A 13,445-nucleotide genomic window follows, 5' to 3' on the forward strand; every position below is an offset into this window, starting at 1 on the left:
TGCCTACAACGATTTCTGCATCCTTCGGAGAAAGTGCTAATTCGTCTCCATCAACCACCGGTGCATCATTGTATCCGAGTTTTGTGAAGTCAAGCCACAGAACAACATTCTCATTGTCTGGAGCAATTGCTGGCGTATCCGCTTCCGCCTTATCATAAGCGTCCTGACCATTCAGTTCATCCACACTGAGCGCCTTATCGTATACGCGCACCTTGGCAAACTGGTTGCTGTTGGTTCTCCCCGTCTCCGGGTCATAACCGATGTAGAAGTTCGTATCGTTGGAAGAAACGCCGCCTGTGGAACTGTCAGTCGCCTGTGCGACAATTTCGCCGTTCAGGTAAAGATACAGTTTGCTGCCGTCATAAATGCCGGCGATATGATTCCATTTATTGATCACTTCGTCGCGATTAAACGCATACTCATAGGTATACCACTTTCCATCGTTGGCTTTGATGAAAAAGTCAATCGTCGTCGAGCGCATACGGAAGCCCATACAGCTATCGCCCTTGCCAAGGTACATATCGTAATCCTTCTGGCTGCTGGACGGTTTCACCCAGACTTCCACGGTAAACGGATTCTTGCCCTTGAACACATCCTTGAAGATGTCGCCGCCCTCAGTTCCTTTGTCATTCGGGACCGGCATATAACCTGTCAAAGCGGCGCCGAAGGTGTCGTCCTGAATCAGATTGGCCGTATCCGGGAGAGCGGGATTCATAGCATTTGCGCTCTGATCCACCACATACGGAGCCTTTCCTCTGAGTGCCTGGACTTCTTCCAATGCCGTTTCCAGTTCCTCATAATTGGATACCAGCTTCTTCTGGCTGTCGGTCAGGCCTTCATAGAGGTCCACGATTGCCTCAATGTCAGCGAGCTGGTCATAGGAGTATACAAAGATCGAGTCAATCGCTTCCTCGACTGCCTGGGCCTGCTGCTGGTCAAAAGCATCCTGATCAAAGCTTTCCAGGGTTCTCCAGGGCTTGCTCAGCTCCATCGGATCGCCCGAAGCGGTTTCATACGGAACGATTGTGTACTCATAGGTGTACGCCTTATCGTTCGGGACTGTATACTGCTCCAAAGTGTCCGGGCCACAGCTTGCGCCGCCGAGGCCGCGAGAAATCAGGTCCACATGGAAATATGTTTCTTCATTCGGGCCTTTCAATTCATATGGATGATTTGCAGCGTCCAGCTCATCAGCTGTGAAATGCAGAGCACCTGCCTCCAGATCTTGTTTACCGGCTACAAGTACGCCATAAGGCTTGTTCTCACCGGTGAGAGCCATCCACTTCACGCCATTGTAGTCGCCAGTGGTCTGTGTCTTCAGGAACGGATAGAAGGAATCGGTTGCCGTTGAGGTATAGACACCAGTCATTGCATAGGTGCAACGGTCGATGTAACCTTCAGACGGGCCGTTGCCATACCAGGTAATATCCTCATAGCCCGCCGGCAAAGTCATTGTGGAACCAACCTTCAGCAGCTGGCCCATACCGGTTCCAGTGGCATCCAGCGTCATCTTAACGGTAACTGCGCCAGATCCGTCGATGGTATACACTACGGTCTCCTTGGCACCCTTCGCATTATTGAGTGTCAATTCCGTGGTAACGACCATTCTCCCATCCTCTGCAGCAGAGACGGTCAGGCCATCTTCATTCAGCGTGATATTCTTATTGGCACTCTTCCAGGTGGAATCCATGCTCTTATCGTTATCAATCGCTGCTCTCCAGAAGTCCGGAACGGGTCCCTCCTCGATGATCTCTTCGCCTTTGAAAACATAATTGGACATCGCGCCTGTTGACTTGTTCAGCTTAAAGGAGAAGTCCTCCCCTTTGACCAACACATAGTCCGCGTCGCTTTCGGTATCAACCGTTACATCTTTCTCCGAAATGACCGGGGCCACTGCTGGAACAGCTGCCGGAATCGCAAACTGCTCGTGCGCCACTTCATGGCCAGCATCTGCCCACCAGCAATCATCCTTGAGCAGGAAGTTGATGTTGAGGTAATACTCCGCACCTGCCGGACGCTCGTTTTCTGCCGGCATTGTATACGGAATCGTAACAGACTTGGTTTCCTTCGGCGCTATATTTGCCTCTTCGTCCGCGAGGATTCCTTCATCAATCACTTCGCCGTCCTGCAACAGCTGCCACTGGACGTCATAAGCATTGACATTCGTGAAATTATTCTCGTTATAGATGTTGACCTTGCGGTTCATGAGCTCATTTTCCGTGGCCGTCACCCAGATAGACTGGTACTGGTATTTTACTTCATAGAGCTCAGGCTGCGGGTCACGGTCCGGGGATACGATGCCGTTCACACAGAAATTACCACTGTTGTTGGTATCGCCCCAGTCTCCGCCGTAGCCGAAGAACTTGCCATCCATCTCTTCATTATAAAGATTTTGATGGGCATAGTCCTCTGTGTAGTAGTCCCAATACTGCTGCTCAAGCTGGGTCATCGGCTCAGAGTAATCCAGCCACAGGACCACGCTGTCATCTTCTGCGCCAATGGCCGGAGTCTGGCTGTTCTGTGCCTGGAGTTCCTCCGCCGTCAGCGCTCTGTTGTAAATACGCGCAAGCGAGATCTCTCCGTCCACGGTACGATTGTGCTCCAAATCGATACCAATGCCGAGATCATAACTATTGGTATGGATATTGAAGCTGCCATTATTGGTATTCATCAGTCTTCCGTCATAGTAGACCTTCAAAGCAGTACCGTCATAGGTACCGGCGATCTGGTGCCAATTGCCCACCCAGTCGCTCGGGAGGTCAAAGGAAGCAGAATTCCAATTTGCACCGTCATAGACAAAGAATTCCACGCCGGCATTTCCACTGCTTCTGGTCTTCAAAGCAACCTGCGTATCGCCCTTGGCGATAAACACGCTATTGGATGCAGTAGAATTCGGCTTTACCATCACTTCAAAGGTAAAGTTTGCATCCGAGCCCGAGAGCACAGCGTTATAGACGTCGTTGGCCGCGCCGGAAATCACGGAATATCCATCGTATGCTTTGCCTGTAAGGGAAGCATCGTCTGCGTCAACTGCGCTGGTTGCACCTGTCACGGTTGCTACCGCTGCATTTTTACTCAACTCAGTGATGCTGCTCTGGCTGGGCAGGGTATCGAGGTCAATGGCACGGGATTGGTCAACCCAGTCCCAAATGAAGCCGCCGAGCATATTGTCAGAGCTGCGGACAGCATCCCAATACTCTTTCAAGTTGCCGACCGAATTGCCCATCGCATGGGCATATTCGCACATGACATACGGCATCTTGCCTTCGCCAGCATATCCCTGTACTGCACTGACCGACGGATACATATTGCTGCCCATATCGGTTCCACAGTCCTGGTTCAAACCTTCCGCATGAACCGGGCGAGTCAAATCGCGGTCCTTGAAGAACCACACCAAGCGCGGGAAAATATTGTCACCGCCGTGGCGGTCATAGCTCATCTCATTGCCGATGGACCATGCGACAACCGCGGTCTGATTCTTCAACGTCTGGTAAGAGGTATTTTCACGGTCGAATAGAACCGTACTCAGGTATTTATTGATATTGTCGTTTTGGCCCATAATGGCATGACATTCCGCATTTGTCTCGCCCATCATATACAGGCCATACTTGTCGCAGAGGTAATAGAGGTACTCATCATTCGCATAGTGAGAGGTACGGACTGCGTTCAGGTTCCATTCCTTCATCAGCTTGACGTCTTCCTCATAAGTTTCCTTCGGCACATATTTGCCGCCAAATGGGTCGGAATCGTGGCGGTTGGTGCCGCGGAACAACAACGGCTGTCCATTGATGGTGATCGGCTCATATTCCGTTGTGATGCGGTTGTAGTTCTCATCTACCTCCGTACGGGTGAACTCGATCTCGCGGAAGCCGAGTTGCTGGGAAACGCTTTCGAACAGCTTGCCGGAATTTTTGTCGTAGAGGTTGAGGACCAGCGTGTAGAGGTTCGGGTCCTCGGCGCTCCAAAGTTTCGGGCTCTTGACCAGCTCGCTGACATCTGCGGTAGCCGACTTGCCAGCGGCAATCGCGCCGAGATCGATGCGCATCGGGTCGTCTGCAAAGACGTTGTTGCCCTCTGCATCAAACAATTGAACGTCGATTGCAAAATTGGAGACATCCTGTGTCGCATAGTTGGTCACGACCGGACTCAACTGCAGATCTGCATTGGTGTAGGTCTCGTCCAAGTCGGTGATGACGCGGTAGTCCGAGATATGCACCAAGGGGGTGGAATACAGGTAGACGTCGCGGAAGATACCGCCGTCGTAGATCATATCCTGGTCTTCCATCCACGTTCCGTCGCAGAATTTATGTACCTTTACTGCAAGGGTGTTGACTTCGCCCTGCGGGTTCAGATAATCGGTGATGTCGAACTCGTGCGGACGATAGCTGTCCTCACTATAGCCGACCTCATGGCCGTTGACATACACATAATAAGCGGACTCCACGCCCTGGAAGGAAATCAGCACGCGGCCGTTGTCCTGAAGCATGGAGGGTTTCACAGTGAATTCCTTGCGGTAGAAACCCACCGGGTTGTAATTCGTCGGCGCCTGCGGAACGCTGGGGTTGTCCCCTTCCTGCCAAGGCATCTGGGTGTTCGTATAAATGGAATAGTCCCAATCGCCGCAGTCCTCATAGCGGGTCCAGCTGCGCGGAACATCCACATCGTGCCACCCATCTTCGGCCTTCACCTCATAATCGGGGTTCATAAAGCCGTCATCCAGGTATTTCTGGCCCTTTTCCGGGTTGGATACCACGACAAGCTGCCAATCTTTTTCGCCGGAACCGCTGAGCATCTGGACATATGCGGATTGATCCTTTGCATAATCCACGGCACCGGTCACTGCCTTGTCCACAGATTCATAAGGAACAGTAGACGTTGCAGCAGGCTCTCGATTGATTCCAACAACATCCCAAGCATTCTCTTCCGAACCGTCGAGGCCGGTATAGGTCGTGCCTGTCCACTCCTTGTGGGTAAATTTCTGGTCTTCGGGCTTCATTTCGGAAGCGGCCCGCGTAAGCTGCGGCCACTGTGCGTTGCTGTTCCAAGGATCTCCCGCGTCATTTCCCGCAGCAAATGCAGGCTGAATGCCAACACTGACGGTCATGATCGCCGAAAGAAGCAAGGAAACCAGCCGTTTCGATTTCATGCACATCTCTCCCCATCTTAAAAAATATTAAACAAGGAACCACCAAACATCCTCTTTCTCCACAACGCTCCCTCTACCGAAACGCTGTTGAGCTATCCGATCTTTGGTGTTCCTTATTTTTTAAATGAAATACTGAATTCCGTGCCATTCATAAAGCAAACAGTATTCTTTCTCAGTTTCCAACTTTTTTATATATTATAACAATTTATTTCCAAAAAAGATAGTACTTTTTTCTGAAATTCTTGTATTTTCTTTGTATTTTATAGGATAATGATTTTCAATTGGACTCCAAAAGCAAAAAAGCCCAGAGGGATTGATCCCTCTGGGCTGCACTTTAATGATTTACATTCCCTCCGGCATAGCCTCTCCGCGTTGCCCTTCGTGGAACTTCCGCTTGTTCTTTTTGCTCTTCCGGCCATGCCGGAATTTATCCACGCCGGCATACAGAACCGGGATAAATACCAAAGTGATTACGGTAGAGAGCGTCATACCAAAAATAATGGTAATTGCCATTGGACGTTGCATTTCTGTACCTTCCGCCGTGGAAAGCGCCATTGGGACCATTCCCAGTACCGTGGTGAGGGTAGTCATCAGGATAGGACGCAAACGAGTGGGCCCCGCCTTTTCCAGCGCTTCCACACAGCCCATCCCGCGTTCTCTGAGTTGGTTGGTGTAGTCCACTAGCACAATTGCATTGTTGACCACCATGCCGACCAACATAATAAAGCCCATAAATGACGTCGCAGTAATGGTATTGCCCGTTACAAACAGTCCCATGATTCCACCGGTCAAGGCTAGCGGCAGGGAGAACATGATGATAAATGGATGAATGAACGATTCAAACTGCGCTGCCATAATCATATAGACCAGCAGGATGGCAACAATCAGCACCACGAGCAGGCTGGTGAAGGTTTCGACAATACTATCCATCGTTCCAGTGAATTCATAGTCATATCCCTCGGGGAAATGATACCGATCGAGAACAGCTTCCGTATTGCGGCGTGCGGTTGCAGAGTCAATATCCGTCGTATTGGCACTGATGGTGATATAACGGTGCTGGTTGGTACGAGTGATCTGAGTAGCGCCGTCTGCCACCCGGATTTCCGCCACCTCTGTCAACGGAATGGGTGAACCGTTTGCCGCCGGTACGGTGATCCCCTGTAAATCATTCAGATAGCGGATACGGTCCGGATCTTCCATGATTCGGACGTCGATTTCGTCGCCGTCCACTTTATATTGGGTGGGAACGCTGCCTGTCACCGCTGTGCTGACTGCACTGGCAATGCTCGACGCAGTAATCCCGTAGGAAGACGCCTTTACGCGGTCGATCACGATGCTGGCCTCCGGGACTGCATCGTCCAACGAACTGGAAACATCGGTTACCCAGGGCTCCTTCTCCAATTGTTCCATCAAGTCGTTCCCGATCGCACGGAGCTGTTCGGTATCATCGCCATTCAGCTGGAACTGTACATCCGAAGAGGAGCCAAACGATCCCATTGCAGAGCTGGAAGCAGAAGCTGTAATTTCTGCGCCGGCAATCCCTTTTACCCGCCCGCGGATTTCATCCACCACTTCATCCGTCGACCGGTCGCGTTGGTCCATCCCTACCAGGTTGATGGTTACACTGGCGCTGTCTGTAGAAGATCCCCTGCGGTGACATACCATTCGTCAATCTCCGGAATATCCCCGAGCTGAGCCGTCACTTGATCGACCACCTTCGAGGTTTCCGACAAAACCGTTCCCTTTGGCATCGCAATCGAAATGCTTGCCGAACCTTGGTCCATAGAGGGAATCAGGTTCACTCCTACCACGGGTAGCAAGGACAGAGAGGCTACAAAGATCAGCAACACCAGGGCAACCACACGTTTTTTATGCCGCAGAGAAGCGTGCAGAACCCGGCGGTAGCCGCTGTCCAGCGCATCCAATCCACGCTTCCAAAGATTGAGAAATGCATGGAGGCGGGGATGTTTTTCCATGCGCTCTGCATCCGTACTTTTGAGTAGGCGGGAGGCCGCCATGGGGACAAAGGTCACGGAGACAATCAGGGAAACCCCCAACGAAAAACTCACGGTCAGGGACAGATCTTTAAACATCTGGCCAATCATTCCCTGTACAAACATCAAAGGAATGAATACCGCCACGGTAGTCAGCGTTGAGGCCATGACCGAGAGCGCAACCTCCGCCGTCCCTGTCTCAGCCGCTTTCCGCGCGCTCATGCCTTCCTCGTGATGGCGTGTAATCGCCTCCAACACAACGGTGGAATTGTCCACTAACATGCCGATACCGATGGTTAAACCGCCCAAAGAGATGACATTCAGGGACATACCACAAACGTACATCAATGCGAATGTCACAATAACCGAAGTCGGGATGGATACGCCGATAATCAGAGAGGACTTTCCATTGCGCAAAAATAGGAACAACACGACCATGGCCATCAGAGCTGCCTGCACCGCTGTGCTCAAAACATTACTGACAGAAGTCGTAATATAATCCGCCGTATTGGTGAGCATTGTCACATTCAACTCTGGATCGTCGGCTTCAATCTTGTCGAGTTCTTCGACAATTTTCTCGGAAATATCCACCAAGTTGGCATTGGACTGTTTTTGGATGGTGAGAATGATGCTCTTTTGTCCATCAATTAGGGCATAGGAGTCTTCTTCCTTTTCCACTTCCTTGACATCCGCCACATCGCGCAGATGGATCAGCGCTCCTGTTGAAGTGGTAATCGGCAAGTCGCGGATTTCATCAACCGATTCGAATTGACCAACCGAACGCAATTGTAGCTTGGCATCGCCCTGCGCAATACTGCCCGTCGGTAGGTTCAAGTTTTCTGCCTGTAGCATCCCGGAAATCTGCTGTACCGTCACATTGTATCCCTGCATCTTTTCCGGCTTTAAAACAACCTGCACTTCTTGATCGACACTGCCTGTCATGCTGACAGAGGCCACGCCGTCAATGCGTTCCAGGCGGTTGATTACATGGTCTTCAATTTCCGTGGTCAATTTGGAGAGATCCATATCCCCATGGACGCCCACCATGATACTGCTCAACATGCTAGGGTCCATTTTGATGACCATCGGATCGTTTGCCCCTTCAGGCAAGCTGCTTTTGACCAGATCAATTTTTTCACGCAAGTCGATGGCAGCCATATCCACGTCGGTTCCATCCACAAATTGCACGATTACCATGGAAGAATTGGCGGAAGAGGTCGAGGTAATGGTATCCACGTTGCTGACAGTCCCCAAAGCCTCTTCCACTGGTTTGGTAACCAGACTTTCGATCTCCTCCGGGCCCGCGCCGACATAAGTCGTACTGACCGCTGCAATTGGTATATTGATCGAAGGCATCAAATCCAACTTCAAGGCGGACAAAGAAACAAGGCCTGCCAAAATGAACACCAACATCACCATAATGGTGGTGATAGGACGCTTAATCGCGGTTTTTGTCGGCATACATTACGCCTCCTTTTCCGAATCGGAGGCTTCAATCACGTCACCGTCCGTCAGGAAGCTCTGGCCCTTTATAACAACGCTGCTGTTTTCCGCAAGTCCCGTGGTCACCTCCACCTGCTCTCCTGTATCGATACCGGTGGTCACTTCCACCTTTCTAGCGACGCCCTCTTCATTGACAAACACATACGATTGGTCGTCCGAGGTCAACACAGCGTCTCTTGGAAGAACGATTACGTTTTCATGCCGTTCATTTACAAAATGTACCTCTCCAAACATTCCAGATTTCAATTGCCCATCCGCATTGTCCAGAACAATCTTTACATTATATGTACCGGTCTGCCCCGCCGCAGGATTGATGCGATCAATTTTGCCCGTAAATGGCGTATCCGAAACAGCACTGACTTTTACATCCACGCTCTGCCCCACGGCAATGCGATTGATGAGTTCTTCTGAAACATTTACATCAATATACACGCGGCTCGTGTCACTAACGGTAAAGGCCGCACCGGCTGCACTGGAATACATGGTTCCTGCGGTCACATTGCACGCGGTCACCACACCCGAGATGGGACTTTTCACCGTCGCATCGCGCAGCGTTTTTTCTGCACTCGCCATTTGGGCCCGTACGGCCTTCTCATTGGCTTGAGCCGCCGCTAAGCCATCCTGTGCCTTTCGAAGATTTTCTGCCGGCATCTGATTGGCGATTAAATCGTAACTTTCCTTTGCCTGATTGTAAGCGATCTCTGCATTTTTCAATCCAGTCTCCGTCTGATCCATATCGCTTTTTGATATAATCCCCGCCTCATAGAGCTGTTTGTTGTTCTCATAGGTTGTTTTCATATCGTTATAGGCGATTTCGGCCTGTTCGAGGCCAGCTTTCGCAGACTGAATTTGTGACTGCATCGTTGCGCCATTGACCAGTTCTAAACTGGTCTGCGCGGATTTCACGCTGGCCTGCGCAGCAGCCAATTGCGCGTTAAGAACTTCTAAATTGTTCTCAATATCCTCCGTACCTACTTGGAACAGGGTTGCGTCCTTGTCCACATGGTCCCCCACTTGATAATAGACCTCCTGGACCGTTCCCCCTACTGTACTGACCACATTGGCTTCTTCTACTGGTTTCACCTTTCCGGAGTAGAGAAATTCACTTTGAATCTCTCCAAGCTTGGCGGGCATCACTTCCACCGAGACGACTTCTGCCTCTTCTGGCTCCGCGTTCGCAGGCTCTGCGCTGCTGGAGCACCCGCTGCATACAACCGCCACCGCCAATGCTACACAGATCGCGGCGGACCAATGGGACTGTTTTTTCATGAGTTATTCTCTCCTATTCTGCAAAATCTGGTCCTCATCAAGCTGTTGACAAACCTCTCCGCTAAAAAATCAAGCAATATATTAATATTACAAATAACGTTTATAGGCAGTACCGCTTTGTAATAGCACGCTGATTTTTGGGAAAATCCTTTGTCAACAGCTCGCTCATGCCCCTGTTTATTCACTGATGATCCCATACTCCAATGCCCATTTATATTGCTCAATGGCAGAGAATAAATTGGTTTCTGCTGTACGAACGGCTGCTTTCTGAGTGTCGAGCTGATCTTGCGCACTCACCAAAGCGAGTTCTGACAACATCCCCAACTGATATTTTTTCAAGGAAGCATCATAGTTTTTTTGTTCCAGAGCCAAGGTGGCCTGCGCGTTTGTCAGCAGGCGCTGCTTGTCGCCGATATTTTCATAAAGTTTGCGGAATGATGCGCCAAAGGAACCCTTTTCCTCGTCGAAGTTTTCTTGATTGCTGGGTACAGAGCTGCTGCCCCCCCATGATATGTAGTTATTATAAGCGTCCTCCAAATCGTCTGAAAAATGAATCTTCTCTACATAATAGGTATCCGGCTGCGGCAAGGACTTAATTGTCAGCCCTTGGTTATAATTGCGGCCGATCAGCGTGTTAAAGCTCCGTTTGAGTGCTGTGATTTCTAAATCCATGGTATCAATACCGGAAGAAATCGTATTACGGGCCGATTTGGTATTTTCTAAATCCAACGCAGTAATCATTCCCAACTCATATTGTTTTTGACTAGCTGCTAGATTCTTGTCAAACACATCCAAACTCCGGCGCAATTCGTCCTGCTGATCCACCAAGCTATTGTAGGCAATATAAAGATTTTTTGCACCAATTACCACTTGGTTGCGCGCCTGATCGATCTGCACCATTGACTGGCTGAGGCTGTTGCTGGTGCTCGTCAGTTGTGCACTGAGTGACTGCGTCATCGTCTGTAGGCCATTCAACATATCGGCCAATGTGGACCCCTGTGGCAATTGCGCTGCTGCACTGCTGAGTTGCTGTGAAAGCTTATTCAAGCTCTGCTGGCTTTGCTTTAAGGCTGCAATGCTCTGGTTGATCGCACTCGACTGCCCAGAAAAATCCAAACTGCCATCCACAATGTCCTCAATATCGTCGTACGCGATCACTTTACTCTCCCAAAGCTCTTTGGCAGAAGCTTGTGTCCCACTCCCCAACAGCCCAACCGGACAACACAAAAGCACGGCGGCGAGAAGTATAGACCAAAAACGTTTGCTCATGAATCGTTCCTCCTAAATAAATAGACTCATTACAATCTTTTATGACTCTCCCAAATTTATGTTCAATCCATCCATTGATGTCGGATCGGATAGAGTTTTCTGCACGCGGTCATATCCGCAGGAATGTATTCCAATATTCTATGTTTTAGAACATGGATTCATCTGGGAAGATGGCGCTCCTGGCATGCCTGTGCAATCTGCCCACTGAGGCGAATGAATAATTCTGTATCCAGTTCTCCCAAACACTCGACCAAATGATCCATACTGTTCATAGTCGCCTGATAAGCTTCCTCCAAGGTTTTTTCTCCCTTCGAAGTCAACATCACATAAACATGCCGCCGGTCATCCTGTCCATTTACGCGCGTCACCAGTTCCCGCTGTTCCAAATAATTGACCGCCTTTGTCACGGCAGGTTTTGAAACCTCTAACTCTGTGCTCAGTGTGGAGGCAATCACACCAGCCACACCGCCAGCTTTTTTGTTTTCCTCTGACTTTTCACGAATCAACAACAGCATCATCATCGTCGTTTTGGAAAGCGGACCTCCGATTTCGTAGTGCCGCAGGCCTTGTATTAAATTCAACAATGCATGAAGCAACTGGTTTCCAAGCTGTCCCAATAACATACCTCCCCGTCCGGTGTATCGTTTATGTTCCCCTCGCAAAAGTTAACTCGGTTAACTGAATGCATCGTAAGTCTAGTTCAAAAGGAAGAGGCTGTCAAGAATCCTGTGAAAAAATTCTCAAATCGTTTACAAATAGACTTATAGAAATCTTTTTGTACGTGTTTTCAGCGCCCACTTTTGGCGGCTATATAACTTTTTCAACTTGGAATCACTTTGGATAGATCCGCTCTGATATTCTATACAAAAAGAAAAGCCGCACCTAAGGTGCGGCGAAAGGCAATTCAAAGAGTTCTATTATACACCTTCTTCACTCTATAAAAAGACAATGTAGTTTACATGGCCGTTTTTATAGAATCTCCGGTATAATCTCGCAGACCAATAAAACACCGTCACATACACGGAAGCGAACATTAAGGCCGCCAAAGGAAAGGCCATAAAGACGTTCCGGATCATTCTGATAGGACGGACGTGGGTCCTGCGCCAATATCCCTAAAAGGGCTTCCCGGCGGTCTTCCGGTACATGAGAGAGGAGTTCCTCTGGACACTGAACCTCCACAGCATATCCGCGAAATGAATCCGCAAAGCCTCCTATGGCATCTGGATGGCTGTCCACCCCTGGAAGATAGGGCTTAATATCCAAAATTGGCGTGCCATCCATCAGATCTGCACCGGATACATAAAGCAGGGGCCCTTTTGAAGAATTCGGTTCTATATGCTCCAATTTCACACAGGATAGCCCAATGGCATTGGGCCGAAAAGGAGAACGTGTTGCAAATACTCCCATACGAGTGTTTCCTCCCATACGAGGCGGGCGGACCGTTGGCGACCATCCTTCCCGCACCGCTTCAGAAAATTGCCAGATCAGCCAAATGTGAGAAAACTCCTCCAAGCCGCGTACGGCATCGGGATTGCGATAAACTGGTTCAAACACCACTGTACTTTTCAGCGCATTCACCAAACCGCTCTGTCTGGGAATGCCAAACTTTGCTGGGAAATCGCTGTGCATCCGCGCGATTACCTTTGACTGCAAATGACTCGCTCATATGACGCTCCTTTTTAGAATCCTAGCATATTATGTGATACTCTTTTCCAATTCCTTTTTAAAATTGTTGCATCGATTACAGTATCTGATATTTTAAAGGACTCACCCTGCCAATGTGCCATCTAAATTTTCACATCATCTGCAAAATCGTGAAATATCGTTCCCCATCTGAAGAACCGTCTTTTCAGAGTATAACAGATGCCAGTATGGATTGCCACCACGAATGTTTTTTCTAAGTCTTCAATCGGACATCCAATGCTTCTCATTCACCCCTTCTGTTTTAAGCTGATCCGTACTAACCCTTTGAGAAGGATAGTATAAACGAGCAGCCCTCCCTCGCATGCATAAGTCGTATCCCTTAGTTGCACTCTTTGGGTTCCGATCATAATATTTGTGCTAGAGATCTGAATCCTTGCTTACAAAAAGGACGATACGCCTCGTAAATCATACCGTCCTAAAATTTCATAGCGCTTATCGCATTGAAGCGGCGCACGAAAATGCGAAAAGCGTTTCACGATAAATGCGAAAACTCACACGAGTATGGAGTTGTTCCGTCGTCAAATACTGGACTTGCATAACCAAACGAGTAGGTTACACAA

At 49.4% G+C, this 13,445-nt stretch carries 5 protein-coding genes and 1 pseudogene; all 6 read right to left on the reverse strand.

Going from position 1 to position 13,445, the window contains the following annotated elements; translation table 11 throughout:
• The coding region (locus ACGCCZ_RS01615) for a glycoside hydrolase family 2 TIM barrel-domain containing protein (protein ID WP_411655129.1) at positions 1-5,146 on the reverse strand (5,146 nt) is incomplete at its 3' end.
• 342 nt (positions 5,147-5,488) lie between these two features.
• Positions 5,489-8,601, reverse strand: a pseudogene (locus ACGCCZ_RS01620) (efflux RND transporter permease subunit).
• Between the two features lie 3 nt (positions 8,602-8,604).
• On the reverse strand, positions 8,605-9,912 hold the full coding sequence (locus ACGCCZ_RS01625; RefSeq protein ID WP_054324408.1) for an efflux RND transporter periplasmic adaptor subunit: 1,308 nt from the start codon (positions 9,910-9,912) through the stop codon (positions 8,605-8,607).
• A 177-nt stretch (positions 9,913-10,089) separates the two neighbouring features.
• Positions 10,090-11,181: a TolC family protein gene (locus ACGCCZ_RS01630; protein WP_054324409.1), complete on the reverse strand. Its 1,092-nt coding sequence runs from the start codon at positions 11,179-11,181 to the stop codon at positions 10,090-10,092.
• Between the two features lie 158 nt (positions 11,182-11,339).
• Positions 11,340-11,798, reverse strand: coding sequence for a MarR family winged helix-turn-helix transcriptional regulator (locus ACGCCZ_RS01635; protein ID WP_054324410.1), 459 nt, complete (start codon positions 11,796-11,798; stop codon positions 11,340-11,342).
• A 352-nt stretch (positions 11,799-12,150) separates the two neighbouring features.
• Complete coding sequence (tsaA, locus tag ACGCCZ_RS01640; protein WP_411655130.1) at positions 12,151-12,834, reverse strand: tRNA (N6-threonylcarbamoyladenosine(37)-N6)-methyltransferase TrmO; 684 nt, start codon at positions 12,832-12,834, stop codon at positions 12,151-12,153.
• Positions 12,835-13,445: the final 611 nt, after the last annotated feature.

It is taken from the genome of Anaeromassilibacillus sp. SJQ-1, from assembly GCF_046693725.1.
Lineage (GTDB): Bacteria > Bacillota > Clostridia > Oscillospirales > Acutalibacteraceae > Anaeromassilibacillus.